This is a genomic window from Candidatus Latescibacter sp. IFSED24 (assembly GCF_058273205.1).
Map to the genome: position 1 here is coordinate 3,852,469 of NZ_CM177850.1, position 16,904 is coordinate 3,869,372.

Consider the following 16,904-nt stretch of genomic DNA (forward strand, 5'->3'; position numbering starts at 1 on the left):
TGATCTTGTCGGATTTCACCCGATGAGATTCGCGGATATCACGGCCCGATCAAGGGCCGAGAGCGAGAGGATAGATTCCATGAAGCGCATTTCCATCCTGCTGACCGTCCTGGCCTTGTCCAGTCTCATGGCGGTGGCCGTGGCCGGAGACCTGCACCAGCATGCCCAGGCCAAGAACCCGGTCGCCATGGGCGAGTGTTGCGTCGAGGCCGCGCAGAACGGCAAGGGTTGCTGTGGTCAGGACGCGGCGGCCGTTGCGGCCAAGTACGCGGACTACCAGGCCAACGAGAAGGCCCTGTCCGACATGCACGCCTGCTGCGCCGCTGCCGTGGTCGCGGGCAAGGGCTGCTGTGGCAAGGATGCCGCCGCCCTGCAGGCCGCCTACACCGAGAAGGTCGCCACGGCAAGGGCCGAGCAGACCGCTCTGGCCGGCATGCACGAGTGCTGCGCCAAGGCCGTGACCGCCGGCATGGGCTGCTGCGGCAAGGATGCTGCTGGCCTGAAGGCGAGCTACGACCAGGCCGTGGAATCGGCCAAGGCGACCGCTGCCGCGGCCGCCACGTGCGGTTCCAGTTGTAGCGGCAAGACGAGCTGCGGCACCGCGACCAAGTCGGCCGAGAAGCCGGCGGTCCCCAACAAGGTGGCGGCCACCACCAAGTAGAGGGCTTCAGGAACTGGGAGCGGCTCTGCAGGCGAGTCCGTTCCCAAGACCGCGGCTGTCCCCTCTCCAGCCGCGGTCACTCTCACCGGCCGGGTGTCCCATGGACCCCGGCCGGTGTGTTACAATGGGGCGATATTTCACCGGCCGTGAACCCCCACCCAGGAGACCGTCATGTTCCGCCGACTCGCGTTCCTCGCCCTCTTCGCGGCGCTGATCGCCGCCCCCGCCCTCGCCGACTACGCTACCCCCGGCACCGGCGTCCAGTGGACCCTCGACGATCTGGTTGCCGCCTCGGACGGCGCGGTCACCGGCAGCGAAGGTCAGTATACTGTCCACGCCAGCATCACCGTCTCGCTCACCGACCGCCTCGAGCTCCAGCACAGCCAGACCCTCGTGTTCGCCGACACCAGCGGCGAGGTGCAGCTCGACGTCCACGGCTCGCTGATCGGTCGCCAGGCCCACCTGACCTCGGCCACGGCCCAGCCCGGCGACTGGTACGGTGTCCGTTTCCGCGACACCGACGCTGGATCGGTGCTCGACCTGGAGGGTTGCACCCTGGAGTACGGCCGCTACGGCGTGGATGTGGTCTACGCCGACATCCGGCTCGTGAGCTGCCGGATCCGGCACACGCTCGAGAAGGCGGTGGACCTGACCGGCAGCGGCGGCGAGGTCGTGGGTTGCCTGCTGACCGACAACCGGGCCCAGACGATCTACATGACCCTGGGCAGCAGCCCGCTCATCGACCACTGCACGCTCGAGCGCAACAACCTCGACAACAGCAGTCCCTACCCGTACATCAACATCGGCCTGCAGGGCGTGAACTCGCCCACCATCCGCGACTGCCTGATCATCGGCGGCCAGACCAAGAGCGGCGGCATCGCCATCTGGAACCTGAGCCAGGCGCTGATCCAGGGCAATTACATCCGCGACTGCGGGTACGGGATCCTCTGCTACTCCGTTGGCGCCAATCCCACCATCGTCGGCAACCGGCTGGTGGCGAACACCATCAATCCCGACACGGTCAACTGGGGCTTCGGCATCGCCTGCAACGGGGACAACCAGCCGGTGATCGAGGCCAACATCATCCGCGAGCACTGGTACGGCATCGCCATCACCGGCGGCGCCCAGCCCGACCTCGGGCATGCCGAGGCGCTGGAAGGCCAGTCGAGCGGCGGGAACGTGATGATCGACAACGGGCTCGGCGACGAGGTCTACGCCATCTTCAACAACACCAGCAATCCCATCAGCGCCGAGAACAACATCTACGCGCCACCCGGCGAGGTGCTCACCCTCGAGGATGTCGAGGACCGGATCTGGCACCAGGCGGACGATCTGTCGCTGGGGCCGGTGGACTTCGACCCCTCGATCCTCGAGTACGCCATCACGCACGCCGAGTCGACGCCGGCGCTGCTGACCCTGCACGGCGCCTACCCCAATCCCTTCAATCCCCAGACCCGGATCGCCTTCACCCTGGGCCAGGCCACCGGAGTGGAGGTGCGTATCCTCGACGCGCGTGGCCGCTGTGTCCGTCGCGTCGATGCCGGGCACATGCAGGCCGGTCGCCGGGAGGTATCGTGGGACGGGACCGGTGACGATGGACGGTTTCTGCCCTCCGGTCTCTACCTCTATCGGATCAAGGCTGGCGACCAGCAGGCCCAGGGAAGGATGCAATTGGTTCGCTAGTTTTGAGCTATTGTGCCTATTCGTGATGAACGGCGGACTTGTGTCCGCCGTTCGTGTTGTATTTTGCAATGAAGAGTATCACTAAAAATAAAACACCAACCGCAATTTTCCATGTTTACATACAAAAAAAAATCTGCTACGATATCTCCTGAACCTGGAATTAGTCAATTTGCAACATCAGAGTGAAATCAACTAGTTTGATCTTTGATGTCGGCATCAAGACCCAGGTCCGGTGGATGACGCGAATTAGCTCGTCATCCAGCATCCGAGGTGGGGCTCCAATCGCCCCTACGCAACGAAGTTGTTTCCGGGCCCGGAAACACAATCGAATGAGGAGACTACATCATGCGGAAACTGCTAGTGTTCGCCCTGATGCTGACCCTGGTCGGCTCGGCCATGGCTTTCGATCTCGGTAACGAGAAGCCTGCCAAGCCCGTCGTGAACTATCCCCAGAACGTTCCCTCCGGCGACCGCCAGGGCGGCGACACCATTCTGGACGCCGTGATGGTCACCCTGCCCGTCGAGGGCGGCACGGGTACCACCGTTGGTTACACCAACGACTACGATGAGGTCTGCCCCTACAGCGGCTCCACCTCGCCGGACGTCGTCTACTCCTTCGTTCCCGACGCTGACAACCTTCTCGATGTCGACCTGCTCGGCTCGGACTACGACACCAAGCTCTACGTCTACGACGAGAACCTGGTCCTCGTGGCTTGCAACGACGACTTCTACAGCGACTATGTCTCGAAGATCGAGCAGATGCCTGTGGTCGCCGGTGTCATGTACTACGTCGTGATCGACGGCTACGGTGGCGCTTCCGGTAACTACGTGATCAGCATCACCGGCTTCGAGCCCTGTGTCATCGAGTGCCCGGCCGGTGCCCAGATCGAGGGCGAGCCCGCGCTGGTCGACGGCTATGAGGATGCCTTCAACGGTGGCTGCAACAGCCCCGAGTTCGGCAACCCCTTCCAGCCCATCACCGAGCCCCTGTTCTGCGGCGTGAGCGGCTGGTACATCACCGCTGACGGTGGCCAGAGCCGTGACACCGACTGGTTCGAGATCGTCATCCCCGAGAGCGGCGTCCTCGAGATCACCGCTGATGCCGAGTTCGCTACCTACACCTTCGAGCTGGGTCCCCAGGACTGTGGCTCGGTTGGTGTGGTCCAGAACGTGCCCGTCGGCCCCTGCACCCCCGGTGAGATGTTCATCAGTGGCGCTGCCGGCTCGACTGTCTGGTACTGGGTCGGCCCCCAGACCTTCGATGGCTCCGGCGAGTTCACTTACGTGCTCGAGCTGAACATCGAGGGCACCACTGCCGTCGAGAACCACAGCTGGACTGGCGTCAAGGCTCTGTTCAACTAAACAGATGGCTTGATTGAAGTTCCCAAGGGGGCCAAGAGGAGACTCTTGGCCCCCGTTGTACCATCGAGACTGTGTCCGGCCTCCGATTTGCGATATCGGGGGCATGAATACTCACCATATCTATCATCAGGATTGGCGGCCCCCACATTGCCCCAATCCTGACTGCAAGTTCCACAACGACTTGCCCGAGCCCTGGCCCTGCAAACGCATGGGCTTCTTCTACCGCAAGGCCGCCCCCCACCGTATCCGCCGGTTCCTCTGCAAGCACTGCCGTGTCTCCTTCAGTTCACAGACCTTCTCCACCACCTACTACCTCAAGCGCCCCGACATCCTGCCTCAGCTGATGACCAAGACCGTCGGCTGCATGGCCAACCGCCAGATCGCCACCGACCTGAAGGTCTCTCCGACCACCATCGACAACCAGCTCAACCGCCTCGGCCGCCACTGCCTGCTCTTCCACGAGCAGATCCGACAGCGAATGTCGCCGTCCCGGGTGATCGCCGTCGACGGGTTCGAATCCTTCGAGCTGAGCCAGTACTTCCCGTTCCACTTCCATCTGGCGGTGGACTGCCGAACCGGGATGTTCCTGCATTTCACCGACAGTCCGCTCAGACGGAAGGGATCGATGACGGCGCGGCAGAAGGCGCGTCGGCAGGAGCTGGAGGCGCAGTTCGGGCGACCCGACCCGCGGGCGGTGCGCAAGGACATGCAGGAGCTGCTCGAGACGGTGACGCGGAAGGCCGCGGCAGTGACCATCCGCAGCGACGCTCACAAGTCGTATCCGCCGGCGATCCGGGCGGTGGAGACGGCGTGGAAGGTGATCCGGCATGAGGTGACGAGTAGTCGGGATCGTCGGGATCAGCACAACGCGCTGTACGAGATCAACTTGCTGGATCTGTTGCTGCGTCATGGGAGCGGGAATCACAAGCGGGAGACGATCGCGTGGTCGAAGCGTCGCCAGGGAGCGGCGCTGCGGTTGGCTGTGTTCCTGGTGTGGCGGAACTACGTGCGGCCGCGGTGGACGAAGAAGTGTGGGGAGACGCCGGGGATGCAGGCTGGGTTGTTCGGGGGACGGTTGACTGTGGGGGGGATATTGAGTGGTCGGTTATTCGTGTCGAAGGTCGGGCTCGCGGGGCGGTGGCGGGAGTACTACTGGGGGGAGGTGGAGACGCCGGCGTTGGGAGTGAATCGGCGGCATGCGTTGAAGCGGGCGGCTTGAAAGAGAGGGCCTGGGCGTTGGCCCAGGCCCGGGACACAATCTCGTGGGTACAACCTAGTCGACCTGCATGGTCAGGTAGCGGAGTTGCCCTTGCCGCTCCACCTGGAACACCAACGCCCGCCCGTACCCCACATCCCGAACCAGCTGCTTGAGCTCCTTCAACTCCCCGACCGATTTGCCGTTGAGGCTGTAGATCACATCACCCGGCGCCAGCGGCTCGCCGAGCACCGAGGCATCGGCCGTGACCACGGCCACGATGACACCTCGTTTCTGGCGCAGCGGGGGCAGGAGCTTGGCGGTGTCGTCGTCGAGGTCGAGGGCGAGGATGCCGAGGCGACGGATGAGGTTGTTCTGGGGAGTGACCATGTCGAAGAAGCGCAGGTTGGGCTCGGGACGCTCCACCACGTCGGACTGGATGGTCTTCACCTCGCCACCGCGAAGGACCTCGAGGGTCACCGGCTTGCCGAGGGGTTTGGCGTAGAGGTTCACGTGGAACTGGCGCGCATTCTCCATGGGCTTGCCGTCGAGCGAGAGCACGATGTCTCCGGTCCGGAGCCCGGCCTTGAATGCGGGAGACTGGGGGTAGACGTCGCTGAGGATCACACCGTGTTCGCGGGGAAGCGAGAGGCCCTCGGTGAGCCAGGGGGTGATGGTCTGGGCGGCGACCCCGATCATGCTGCGACGCACCCGACCATTGCTGCGGAGCTGTTCGTAAACCACGCTGACGATGTTGCTCGGCGCGGCGAAACTCAATCCCTCGTAGCCGCCGCTCTGGCTGAAGATCAGGGTGTTGATGCCCACGACCTCGCCCCGTGCGTTGACCAGCGGACCGCCGCTGTTGCCGGGATTCACGGCGGCGTCGGTCTGGATGTAGATCATCCGGGACTCTTCATCCAGCTGGCGGGCTAGTGCCGAGACCACGCCCATGCTCACGGAGTTGGTCAGGCCCAGGGGGCTGCCGAAGGCGAAGACGAACTGGCCCTGGAAGAGGTCGTCCGAGTTGCCAAGGGGCAGGTAGGGCAGGGGATCGGCGAAGTCGACCTTGAGCACGGCCAGATCGGTCTCGCGATCCACCCCCACGATGCGGGCGCCGAGGAGCAGGCCACGGTTGTCGACGATCGAGTGGCCGGCAGGGTCCTCGCGCAGGCGGGGGGAGAGGAGGACCTGGACGCGGCGGGCGCCGTCGACCACGTGGGCATTGGTGACGATGAAGCCCTGGGGGTCGAGGACGACACCCGATCCGGAGCCCCGCCGTGTGCCGAAGGTGGCCACCTGGCCCTGGTCCGTGGCCAGGGGGCCGTAGGTGGAGGTGAAGATCTGGACGACGCAGGGGTCGACGGTCTCCGAGATCGAGCGCAGCAGGTCGCTGATCGGCTGGAAGACGTTTTGCTCGTACTGCGGGTCGATCTCCGCATGGGCCGGCGGCACCATGACGCTGAACAGGGCGAGGAGCACGGTGACCGGCAGGACGAGACGAAGTCGGCTTGCGAAGAGCATGGGGGATCCTCTCGGGAAGGCTGGGCGTAGGAACAGGCTCACGATATGCGATCCACGATAACGGTGTTCGGCGGGAATTGCCGCACCGGATGTGTTATCATGAATGTCGATTATCGCCCATGGGTTTGTGAAGAGGTCACCTGAATTGCGCATCGTTCTGCTCTGTTGTCTGGGTGTTCTGGCGACGACCATGGCCGCCGCCGTCTCGTTGCAGGCGGTTTACGAGGCGGCTCCGACCGAACACGGCTATGACCGCTATCTGGAGCTCGAGGCCGGCGTGATCTACACGGGTGGTCTGCTCGTCGGTCCCACGTGGGACGACGATCGGCAGGAGTTCCTTCGCGACGAGGTGGGGCTCGACGTGATGATCGCCGGCAACGGCGCCGTCCTCGATCTGCAGGGGCAGCAGATCTGCATCAGCTTCTGCGACAATCGACTCGATATGGAGGACTGCATCGTCCTGAATGGCGGGGTCCGGTTCCGTGGGGAGATCTTTCCCGACGAGGATCTGTCGCCGCAGGGGTCGGTCCGCTATTGCACCTTCTACCGGCCGCACGACTACGCCCTGCGGCTGCAAGGGGCGGGGGCGGGGATCGTCCTCGAGCGCAACATCGTGGTGGACAGCGTGGACACCGGGCTCGATTACGTCATCTGGTCGAGCGAGGCCGGGCCCAACCTGCCCACCGGCCTGGCGTTCGGGCTCTCGGTGCAGACGGGCGCCTACGGGCTGCCGGAGGTGCGGGAGAACTGGACCTGGTTCGCCGACTCGCACCAGAACGACGAGCCGTTCCACCACTTCTGCTTCCTCTGAGAATACAGCTGAGTGCTGCCCACGGCGTGGGCGGAGGCCGGTGCGGCCCCCTGGAACAACATCGTCGGCGAGGATCCGGGACTGAGCGATCCCGACCAGGGAGACTACACGCCCCTGGTGGCGGCCGGCTACGGCACCCGTGTCCTGCCTGCAGGGATCAAGGCGCGGTCGTGGCCAGCACCCGTGGCCATCGAACCGCTCCCCGCGAACACTGGCCGGCTCGACGTCGGTGGCCTGATCGATACCGACACCGATTGGGACGCCGCCCTGGTGCGGGTCACCGAAGCGGTGACCGTGACGGCGGGAGCCACCCTGCGCATCGCCGCCGGCGCGCGGGTCGAGTTCACCGATTTCTTCGGTCTGACCGTCCTCGACGGTAGCCTGCAGGCCGTGGGTACGCCATCGGCACCCATCGTCCTGACCAGCGAGCGGGCCGACGAGTGGACGCCGGACTACGAGCGCCGCGCCGCCTGGGACGGGCTGACCTTCCTCAACGTTCCTGCCTCGTGCGACAGCAGCCGGGTGCGCTGGTGCGTGATCGAGTGCAGCAAGGCGCTGCCCGAGCCGCCCAGCCCGCCGCGACGCGGTGCCGGCGGCGTCCTGGTTCCCGGGATGGGTGGCGCGCTCCGCGTGGTGGGCACCTCGCACCTCGAGGTGAGCCACTGCATCCTGCGCCGCAACCTCGCCGAGCGCGGCGGCGCCATGGCCGTCCACTACGGCGCGGCGCCGCTTTTGATCAACAACCTGGTCCACGACAACCACGCCCTCTTGCGCGCCAGCGGCCTCTACGCCTCCTACAGCTATCCGCGGCTCGTCCACTGTACCTTCACGGCCAACACCACCGCGGCGCCGGGCGCCTTCTATCACACCGGCTGCGTCGACCACGTCCACGCCAAGCCGCTCCACATCGGCGGCATCTACTGGGGCAACGACACCAGCTACTACGACGACCTGCAGATTCGCGGAGCCAAGCCCTTCTACACGGCCTACTGCGATGTGGGGCTCCTGGCCGGCGGCAACGGCTGCGTGGACCTCGATCCCCGGTTCGACCTCTTCGGCCCCGCGCCCTTCGCCTTGCAAACCGACTCGCCACTGATCGACGCGGCACAGGCCTCGGCGGCCGCTCCCTGGCTGCCGGATCTCGACCTCGCCGGCCGGCCACGGATCGCAGGCCAGTCCCCCGACATGGGGGCCTACGAGGTGGCGGCGACCACGGCCACACCGCCGGAACCGGTGCCGGCCATGGCGCTGCGCTGCACACCCAACCCGTTCAACCCGCGCACGGTGATCTCCTGGAACCAGCCCCAGGCTGGCAGCATCACGCTGGATATCCACGATGCGGCCGGGCATCGCCTACGGACCCTGATGACCGGAACGGTGGCTGCCGGGCACCAGGAGTTCGCCTGGGATGGGCGCGATGAGGCGGGACGGTCCCTGCCGGCCGGTCTCTACCTGGTGCGGCTGCGGGGAACGGCCGGGACGGCGCAGGCCAAGATTCTGCTGATAATGTAATTAAGCAAAGATAATCATCTTGTTATTTGATGATTAATGTGTGATAATTCTATTTGATCAGAGTGAATCTGGGCAGGGGGGTAAGTACTTCTGATGATTGAGGGAGGCTGGTAGCACATCATGCGAAAAGAATACATCAGCCCGGAAATCCGTACCGAGACCGTGGAGGTCGGCGTGTACGGGTGCTATGCCGGCAGCAACAACGACGGCCCCTGGGCTCCCATCATCGGGATCTGGAACCCGCTGTTCACCCTCTGCTGCGGAGGGTAGGTGTTCCTGACAGGTCCGATTCGTGACGAGGCGGCGACCACCGGTCGCCGCCTTTCTCGATACGGTCTCAGGATCGATCCAGCCGGGATCGCTGATATCCACGGGCGGCCATGCAGATCGACGGCGCCGGCCCCGCGAAACTCCCGTTCTCCTGCCAGGCCAGCCCGGGGCAGCGGTGGCAATCGCGACGCAGCTCGCAGGCGGCGCAGGCCTCCAGATCTTCGTCCCGCAGCGATCGCAGTTCCAGCAACCAGGGCTCCGGATCGTCGTGCCAGATGCTCTCTAGCGAGCGTTGCCGGATGTTGCCCACCGATTGTGGCCACATCAGGCAGGGATAGACCTCGCCGCCGGCCGACACGCAGGCCGAGGTGCGGCCGGCCTTGCAGATGAGGACCGCGCCCCCCTCGTAGTCCTCCCCGGGAAGGGGACCGTGCCTCAGCTCCTGAGGGTCGATGGCGGCCAGGGCATCCTCGTCCAGCGCCAGCGCCATGGGCTCCTGCCCGCCGTCCCGACGCGGGGCCACCATGGGCGAGGCGTTGTAGGCGCAGTCGAGATCCCGTGCCAGGTGACGCATGGCCTCGAGATCGCCCACGTTGGGCCGCATGATGGTGGACTTCAGGGTCACCGGCACGCCACGCTCGCGCAGCAGCGTCGCCGCGCGGCGGATCCGGGCCAGGGCGCCCGGGACCTGCATGAGGTCGTCGTTCAACGCGTCCGTGGCTCCAAGGAGCGACATCTCCACACTGTAGGGTCTGCGCGCGGCGAGCATCTCGGCCTGGTCGGCATCGATCAGGAGGCCGCTGGTCAGCAGGGTCACGAAGAACTTGTGCTCGCCGGCGTGGTCGAGGATGGCCGGCAGGTCGGGGCGGAGAAAGGGTTCGCCGCCGGTGAGGGAGAGGTGGAAGACGCCCTCCCGGCGCGCCTGATCGAGGAGGTCGCAGACCTCGGCGGTGGTCAACTCATCGTTCTGGGGCGAGTGGATGACGTAGCAATGACGACAGCGGCAGCAGCAACGATGGGTCAGCTCGATGGCCAGGGCGTGGAGCTGGTTGCGTTCCCAGTAGGATCGTTCGATCTGTCTGAGGAGGCTGCTCATTCATCGTCGTCCGGCAGGCTCAGGAGCCCCTTGGCCAGGAGCTCGTCCACGAAGGCCATCAGGTCGCTCTCGGCCTGGGTGCGGTCCACCTCGTAGGTCTGGGTGATGGCCTCGAGGATGTCCTGGAGCGAATGGTTGCCGTCGATCTGTTGCCAGATGTAGCTGCCGATGGCGTTCAGGCTGTGGATCTGGTTGCCGGCTTCGGCCAGGAACACGGTCTCCTCGCCGACCTGGCGTACGCAGAAGTCCTGGCTGGGTACGGGAATGGCCTGGATGTCCACCATGTCTACCTCGCTACTGGGATGTGAATGCCGCGGTCAAGAGCGGCCAGAAACCGTCGTCGGGCGTGAACACGAGCCGTCGGACCGGCACGGCCTGCACGATCCGGCTGGCCGTTTCGACCATGCGGACGCGCGTCGCCATGGAAGCCGCCTGGTCCAGGCCCACCGGAGGGGCCACCTGGGTGGCCACGGCCGCGGCCGCCTCGCCGGGGCCCACCGGTTCGAGCCGGTGCTCGGGCCCGTGCTGAAGAAGCAAGACCGCGGCCAGCGGGGCGCGGCCCGGCTGTTTATCCCGAAAAAAGCCATTGAAGGGAGTGCTCACCAGTTCGCAACCGTTGCCCGTGAATTCCACCAGTGACATCTCGTCGTTCAGGACGGTGGCCCGCTGGCTGAGGCTGGCGATGGTGCTCTTGCCGGCCTCCGAGGGTCCCACGAAGAGGAAACCCGCGCCGCGGTGGATCACCGAGGCGGAATGCACCAGCCCGGCGTCGTCTTGTCGGCGCTGGCAGGCCGAATGAAAGGCCTGGTAGAGGATCTGCTCGAAGACCCGCGTCATCATCCCGTTGGTCAGGATGGTCTTGACGTGCAGCTCGCCACGCCCGGTGGCGGCGTCGTAGCGGCCCCGGATCAGGCCGTCGGCGATGTCGAAGCCGTCGGGTCCCACGGTCTTGGTCACGATCAGGGAGTTGGGAACCGGGGGATCCTCGACGTGGGGGACCAGGTGCAGGGCGAGCTGGACGTCGGGCTCGGCGGGATCGCTGGGCTGGTCGAAATACGGTTCGAAGGAGGCGGCGAAGGCGGGATCCTCGCAGACCAGGCCGATCACCCGTCGTCCGACCCGCAGCCGGTATTCGTGGTCACTGGCCATGGTGATTCCTCCTGAAGAGCGCCTTGAGCGTGTCCCTGGCGAGCCGGGCCAGGCTGCCCCGTGCCCGGCGCAGACCGTCGTCCCGCGCGGCCACCGTGCGCAGATCGTGCCGGACGCCATCGGCGGCGGTGACGGACACGACCCGGCCCAGGATCGCCCCGGGTCGGATGATGCCGGCCGGGGAGGTGCCGTCGCCACGCTGGAGGAACCAGCCGCCGGGTCCGTCGCCCCAGCCGAGCAACAAGCGATGCGCCACCAGACGATGCTGCTGGCGGAAGACCACGATCTCGCCGCGCTGGCAGCGGCTGCCCGCGCAGGGGGCGATCTCGATGGTGGCGCCCACCGGCAGCAACGGCAGCATGCTGCCGCTCTGAACCGCCAGGGTGATGGTCTCACCCGGTGCGAGGCCCCCTTGCAGGAGCCGCCACTGGTCGGTCGCCTGGTCTGTCGCTGTCGGAGGGCCGGTCACGCGGTCGTCCTTCGCCAGGATTGTCGGTGCTCCATATTCCTGGCAACGTGCCGAAGATTCCACCATAATGAGCTGGTAGACAAGGAGGTTCTGGGGACGATGCATCACCTCGATGCCGAAGGCAACTATCTCTGCGATCTGGCGCGGGCGTGGGCCGGCAAGGTGCCGGGCACGGTGCCGCCCGCCGCGGCCCTCGACCCGGATCGCTTCCTGCGCCAGCTGGCCAGCCAGCCGGCCATGCAGACCCTCGTGCCCCACCTCGACCCCATGGTGCTGCCGGTCGGGGAGCGGTCGCGGCTCGATCAGGCCGTGGAGGTGGCGCGGCGGCGCACCACCTTCATGCTCCTCGAGCTCGAACGGGTGCTGCCGGCGCTGGGGGAGATCGGTTGCCGTCCCGTGGTCCTCAAGGGCGCCTCGCTGGCGCTGACCGTCTACGATCATCCCGAGGACCGCTGGTTCGTGGACATCGACCTCCTCGTCCGGCGCGACGAACTGCCCGCGGTCTACGCGGCGCTGGAACGGCTGGGCTACCGTTTCGCCCGGACCGTCAACCCGGCGCGCTATTACGAGGACTATCATTTCCACCGGATCTTCATCAGCAACCAGGGCGTGTGCATCGAGGTCCACTGGGCGGTGACCCTGCCCCAGTCGGTCTACTCCTACGACCCCGAGCTGTTCTGGCGCACCGCGGTGGAGATCCCCCTGGGCGAGGGGTCGTTCCTGGCGCCGGGCGCGGTGGACCAGATCAACCACGGCGTGCTGCAGGCCATCGCCGGCGGTTTCGGCGACCTGCGCCGCGTCCTCGACCTGCACCTGCTCGACCAGCATCTGGATCCCGAGGAGCGCAGCGTGCTCTGCGCCCGGGCCCAGGCGGGCAACTTCGCCACCGGCCTCTGGCTGCACTACCATCTGCGCGAGGCCCTGCTCGGCGAACCCATCCCGCCCACGGTCCAGCGCCTGTGCCATCCCGGGCCCCGGCTCGCGGAATTCATCGACCGGCTGGACGTGCTGACACACTGCCTCGGCCAGAACGGGCTCCACGATCTGAGCTACACCTACTTGGTGCACTGTCTGTGCGTTCCCGCTACGCACCGCTCGCGGGAGTTTCGCAAGTTCTTCTTCCCGGATCCCGGCGGCCTGCTGGAGGCGCGGGTCGGGATCGACGGTCCACCGGGTCTCTGGCCACGGACCAGGCTGACCCTCGAGCGGATGGTCATGGCCGCGCGACTGTGCGGCCGGCTGGCCCGGTCGACCCTCTAGCCGAACCAGCTCCGGCTGTCCAGGACCTCGTCGCGCTGGCCATTCCGCACCGCGAACTGGAATCCCGGCTGCACGCTGAAGGCGCCCACGCGCCCCCGGGTGTCGGTGGCCAGGTAGCCCACTTGGACCTCGCCGGCATCCTGGCCCAGGCCCCGCGCGATGCGGCCGATCGCCTCCTCGCAGGCGGCCTGGGGGGAGCGCCCCTGGCGCATGAGTTCCACCACCAGAAAACCGCCGAGGGTGCGCATGACGAACTCGCCGTGGCCGGTGGCCGTGGCGGCGCCGACCTCGCCGTCGACGTAGAGCGCGGCGCCGATGATGGGCGAGTCGCCGACCCGGCCGTGGAGCTTGAACGCCATGCCGCTGGTGGTGCACGCGCCCGCCAGCCGACCGGCGCCGTCGCGAGCCAGGATGCCGAGGGTGTCGTGGCGTTCTGCGTTGGCGCGCGGCTGGTACGCGGCGGTCTTCAGCCATTCCTGCCATTCTTTTCGCGCCCGTTCGGTGAGCAGGTCGCGCGAGGGGAAGCCCTGGGCCAGGGCGAAGTCCCGGGCGCCGTCGCCGGCCAGCATGACGTGGGGCGTCTCCTCCATCACCTTGCGCGCCACCGACACCGGATGCTCGATCCCCTCGAGGAAGCAGACGCTGCCGGCCTGGCCCGCGTGGTCCATGATGCAGGCGTCGACTGTGACGTGACCGTCGCGGTCGGGCAGGCCGCCCAGGCCCACCGAGAGGTTGGCGGGGTCGGACTCGGGCACGTGGGCGCCCTGCTCCACCGCGTCGAGGGCGCTGCCGCCCTTCTCGAGCACGCGCCAGGCCGCGGTGTTGGCGGCCTGGCCGAAGTGCCAGGTGCTCAGGACGAGGGGGCCGTCGGCGGCCGGCACCGGGGCGGTGTCGGGATCCTCGGCGGGGGCGTCGCCGGCGCCGAGGGCGGCCCCGGCCAGGGCGCAGGTGGTCAGGAACTGGCGGCGATTGGGCATCAGGATTCCTCCGGGGCGAAGGCGATCTCCACGGTGACGATGCGATGGGGCAACAGGTCCACGGCGATCTCGCCGGTGGGGACCGTGGCCAGGACCAGGTCCTCCTGCCGCTGTTCGAGCAGGTCCAGCAGCCAGGCGCCCGTGGCGGGCAGCCCGGTCCGCAGCACGTCGTGCTGAGCCTGGCCGGTCTGGTTCCAGAGGCGGACCACCAGCGTGTCGCGCCGGGGGTGCCGGCGCAGCGCGCTCACCGCCACCGCCGGATTGCGCTGCTCGAGCAGCATCCCGCCGGGGACGGCGCCGGCGGCCACGCCCTGCCGGGTGAGCACCGGGTCGAGCAGCCGGCGCGAACGACGGCGCAGATCGCCGACCCCGCCCGTGAGCGGCGCCAGCGCGTAACGGAATTCGTGCGGTCCCGGACACTGGGCCTCGGGGGTGGCCAGGGTGGGACCGGCGTTGGTGTGGCGGCGGGTGGGCAGATCGTCGCGCGAGAGCCAGCCCACACAGCGCAGCAGGGTGAGCTGCAGGGTGGCGGTGCGGTCGGGCTCGCGGCGCGGCGCGACCTCGGGCAGGCCCGCGGCGATCACCGCCAGGCCACGGCCGCCGCCGTCCTGGACCAGCGACCAATCCTGCTGCGGGTAGGTGCCGGGGTGTGGCTGCTCCCAGTCCTCGCCGACTGGCGGTTCGAGCGGGCGCTCGGGCAGGACGAACTGGCCGTCCGAGATCACGGTGTCGGTGGCCACGCCGGTGGGGAACCAGGCGCGCAGCCGGTGATCCTCGGCCCGGTTCTCGAACCGGGTCGTCACCTCCACGGTGTCGGACGCGGCTGTCAGCCGCACGGACACGGACACGGGACAGGCGACCGTCTCGTCGCTCCGGGACCGACGGTCGGCAGTGAGGCGGGCCGGCAGGTGCAGGTCGAAACGGGTGTGCAGGGCCCCGGCCAGGCCGGTGTTCTCCACCGTCTCCACGGTTCCCTTGGCGCCGTCGGCGAAGACGGTGCGGCTCCGGGGGCAGGGCGCGTAGTCGTACTCGTCCCCGGCGTCCTCGGTGTCCTCCAGCCGGTTCAGACCCCGGAATTCCCGTCCCGTTTCCTTGTCCACCAGATCGAGGCGCCCGTCGGGATGCAGCGTCACGCGGAGGCGTCCGTTCTCGAGCACCGGACCGTCGGCGCGCACGAGCTCGCCGACCGTGAGGTCGGCCGGCTCGCCGGGGTCGGGGGCGCGGTCGGTGAGGTGGAAGACCGTGTGGCCGCAGGCCGGCAGATCGCGGGCCAGGAACTGGATCTCGAGGAAGCAGTCGACCAGCTCGGTGTCCCGGTCGGCCTCGGTCTTGACGATGCGGTCGGCGAAGGTGTCGAGGTAGGTCTGCAGGAGCGCGCGCTGGTCGCGGGCACGCAGCTCGCTGCGGTAGTCGATGCCCCAGAAACGCTGCAGGAAGCGGCGCGACTTGACCACGAAGGGCACCGCGCGGCCGTCGGGACCGCGGAGCTGCAGGCGATCCAGATGGTAGCCCAGGGGCTGCAGGATCACGAGGCGGTCGACCACCTCGGTGCGGCGCCAGGGCGACGGGTTGGCCACGGTGATCAGGGTCTCGCGGTCGTCGGCCTCGGTGGGGCCGAACGCGGGGACGAGGCGCTCGAGGGTGCGCGCCAGCAGGTGCTCGCCGGTCTCGCGGACCTCGTCGAAGCGCGGGAGCATGTCGCGGTGGACCTGGTCGGTGGAGCAGCCGCAGATGCTGTCGTGGGGGTGGTTCTCCAGGAGCTTGCGCCAGCAGAGGTCCAACAGGCCGGTGCGGTGGTCGAGGCCGTGGACGAAGTGGGCGTAGGCGAGCAGCGGCTCGACCTGGTGGGCGAGCAGGTCCTGGCAGGCCGCGTTGCGTTGCTTGAGCGGCAGGCGCGCCGACCACACGCCCGAGAGGATGAGGGCGTCCTTGCCGCCGAGCAGCTCGCCGCGCCAGGCGGGCAGGTCGGCGGGCAGGTCGCGGCGCACCGCGGCCAAAAAATCGGCGAAGCTGCCGTGGTGGAACTCGGTTTCGGGGAAGGCCTCGCGCAGGGCGGCGAGCATGGCGCCGAACCGGCGCTGGGGCGGGTGGTGGTCGCAGCCGTTGCTCAGGAGCCAGGTGCCGGTGCGGGAGCGGGCGGCCATGCGGGCGAAGAGTTTGCCGATCTTGTCGACCGCGCGGGCCGGGTCGAGCGCGCGGCGCGTGTGCGCGTGCCACAGCTCGTCGTGGCCCAGGGCGGCGGCGTTGACGTAGCCGTCCTCCTGGTTCACGGCGAGGACGCGGCTGCCGTCGGGCGCCTCCCACCACCACTCGAGGCCGAGGCGGTCGCGCTCGTCGCCGTGACCGCGCCAGTAGACGAAGCTGTCGATGCCCGCCTGCCGGAGGATCTGCGGCATCTGGGCCAGGTGGCCGAAGGTGTCGGGCAGGTAGCCCACCTTCTGGACGCCGCCGAGGCGGGCGGCCGTCGCGTGGCCGAGCTGGAGGTTGCGCACCGTGGCCTCGCCCGAGACCAGGAACTCGTCGGGCAGGACGTACCAGGGGCCCAGCGCCAGGGCGCCTTCCTCGACCAGCGCGCGGACGCGGTCCTCCTGGTCGGGACGCGCGGCCAGGTAGTCGGCCACCGCCAGGGCCTGGCCGTCGAGGCAGAAGTGGCGGAAGTCGGGGTCGGTCTCCAGGAGATCGAGCACCGCGTCCACCGTCTCGAGGAGCTGGACGCGGAAGCGGCCGAAGGTGAGGTACCACTCGCGGTCCCAGTGGGTGTGGGAGACGAGGAAGGCGTGGCGAGGGGCAGCGGACATGGGGGCTCCTGGGTCGAGGGTGCGCCCGGAACATTAGCAAAATCGAGAGGGTAAGGCGACCGGTGACTCGAGTGTCGCGAGGCTCCGGAGCGCTCTGCGGGGAGAGGACCGGATCGTCTCTTCGGCCGTTGCGGTTCCGG

General features: G+C 67.7%; 15 protein-coding genes. 8 read left to right on the forward strand and 7 right to left on the reverse strand.

Going from position 1 to position 16,904, the window contains the following annotated elements; translation table 11 throughout:
* The first annotated feature begins 79 nt into the window (after positions 1 to 79).
* From IFSED24_RS15540 to IFSED24_RS15555, 4 genes are all read left to right on the forward strand, one after another.
* Positions 80 to 661, forward strand: coding sequence for a hypothetical protein (locus IFSED24_RS15540; RefSeq protein ID WP_491332391.1), 582 nt, complete (start codon positions 80 to 82; stop codon positions 659 to 661).
* A gap of 171 nt (positions 662 to 832) precedes the next feature.
* Positions 833 to 2,344, forward strand: a complete 1,512-nt coding sequence (locus IFSED24_RS15545) for a right-handed parallel beta-helix repeat-containing protein (RefSeq protein WP_491332392.1) — start codon at positions 833 to 835, stop codon at positions 2,342 to 2,344.
* A 345-nt stretch (positions 2,345 to 2,689) separates the two neighbouring features.
* The gene (locus tag IFSED24_RS15550) at positions 2,690 to 3,706 is read left to right on the forward strand and encodes a hypothetical protein (RefSeq protein WP_491332393.1); all 1,017 of its coding nucleotides are present in this window, start codon (positions 2,690 to 2,692) and stop codon (positions 3,704 to 3,706) included.
* Positions 3,707 to 3,809: 103 nt separating this feature from the next.
* Positions 3,810 to 4,925 carry a hypothetical protein gene (locus tag IFSED24_RS15555; protein WP_491332394.1) on the forward strand — a complete coding sequence of 372 codons (1,116 nt, stop codon included), beginning with the start codon at positions 3,810 to 3,812 and terminating at the stop codon, positions 4,923 to 4,925.
* Positions 4,926 to 4,979: 54 nt separating this feature from the next.
* Here the strand turns inward: IFSED24_RS15555 and IFSED24_RS15560 are convergent, their stop codons facing one another.
* Positions 4,980 to 6,422 carry a trypsin-like peptidase domain-containing protein gene (locus IFSED24_RS15560; protein WP_491332395.1) on the reverse strand — a complete coding sequence of 481 codons (1,443 nt, stop codon included), beginning with the start codon at positions 6,420 to 6,422 and terminating at the stop codon, positions 4,980 to 4,982.
* A gap of 190 nt (positions 6,423 to 6,612) precedes the next feature.
* Between IFSED24_RS15560 and IFSED24_RS15565 the strand changes: the two genes are divergently transcribed.
* The 3 genes from IFSED24_RS15565 (at position 6,613) to IFSED24_RS15575 (ending at position 9,015) form a co-directional block, all read left to right on the forward strand.
* Positions 6,613 to 7,233: a hypothetical protein gene (locus IFSED24_RS15565; protein ID WP_491332396.1), complete on the forward strand. Its 621-nt coding sequence runs from the start codon at positions 6,613 to 6,615 to the stop codon at positions 7,231 to 7,233.
* Positions 7,234 to 7,245: 12 nt separating this feature from the next.
* Complete coding sequence (locus IFSED24_RS15570; protein ID WP_491332397.1) at positions 7,246 to 8,745, forward strand: FlgD immunoglobulin-like domain containing protein; 1,500 nt, start codon at positions 7,246 to 7,248, stop codon at positions 8,743 to 8,745.
* 120 nt (positions 8,746 to 8,865) lie between these two features.
* On the forward strand, positions 8,866 to 9,015 hold the full coding sequence (locus IFSED24_RS15575; protein ID WP_491332398.1) for a hypothetical protein: 150 nt from the start codon (positions 8,866 to 8,868) through the stop codon (positions 9,013 to 9,015).
* Between the two features lie 67 nt (positions 9,016 to 9,082).
* Here the strand turns inward: IFSED24_RS15575 and IFSED24_RS15580 are convergent, their stop codons facing one another.
* Genes IFSED24_RS15580 through IFSED24_RS15595 form a run of 4 tightly spaced genes read right to left on the reverse strand, consistent with a single transcriptional unit; the run spans position 9,083 to position 11,729 of the window.
* Entirely contained in the window at positions 9,083 to 10,111 is a 1,029-nt protein-coding gene (locus tag IFSED24_RS15580; protein ID WP_491332399.1) for a radical SAM protein, read from the reverse strand.
* Complete coding sequence (locus IFSED24_RS15585; protein WP_491332400.1) at positions 10,108 to 10,395, reverse strand: PqqD family protein; 288 nt, start codon at positions 10,393 to 10,395, stop codon at positions 10,108 to 10,110. Before IFSED24_RS15585 ends, IFSED24_RS15580 begins: the two co-directional genes overlap by 4 nt.
* A 10-nt stretch (positions 10,396 to 10,405) precedes the next feature.
* Positions 10,406 to 11,260 (reverse strand): hypothetical protein, encoded by an 855-nt coding sequence (locus tag IFSED24_RS15590; protein ID WP_491332401.1) that lies wholly within the window; start codon positions 11,258 to 11,260, stop codon positions 10,406 to 10,408.
* Positions 11,250 to 11,729, reverse strand: coding sequence for a S24/S26 family peptidase (locus tag IFSED24_RS15595; protein ID WP_491332402.1), 480 nt, complete (start codon positions 11,727 to 11,729; stop codon positions 11,250 to 11,252). Before IFSED24_RS15595 ends, IFSED24_RS15590 begins: the two co-directional genes overlap by 11 nt.
* 99 nt (positions 11,730 to 11,828) lie before the next feature.
* On the opposite strand from IFSED24_RS15595, the gene IFSED24_RS15600 reads away from it, so the two are divergent.
* Positions 11,829 to 12,989: a nucleotidyltransferase family protein gene (locus IFSED24_RS15600; RefSeq protein WP_491332403.1), complete on the forward strand. Its 1,161-nt coding sequence runs from the start codon at positions 11,829 to 11,831 to the stop codon at positions 12,987 to 12,989.
* Here the strand turns inward: IFSED24_RS15600 and IFSED24_RS15605 are convergent.
* Positions 12,986 to 13,966, reverse strand: coding sequence for an isoaspartyl peptidase/L-asparaginase family protein (locus IFSED24_RS15605; RefSeq protein ID WP_491332404.1), 981 nt, complete (start codon positions 13,964 to 13,966; stop codon positions 12,986 to 12,988). The genes IFSED24_RS15600 and IFSED24_RS15605 overlap by 4 nt on opposite strands.
* On the reverse strand, positions 13,966 to 16,764 hold the full coding sequence (locus IFSED24_RS15610) for an alpha-mannosidase (RefSeq protein ID WP_491332405.1): 2,799 nt from the start codon (positions 16,762 to 16,764) through the stop codon (positions 13,966 to 13,968). Before IFSED24_RS15610 ends, IFSED24_RS15605 begins: the two co-directional genes overlap by 1 nt.
* Between the last annotated feature and the right edge of the window lie 140 nt (positions 16,765 to 16,904).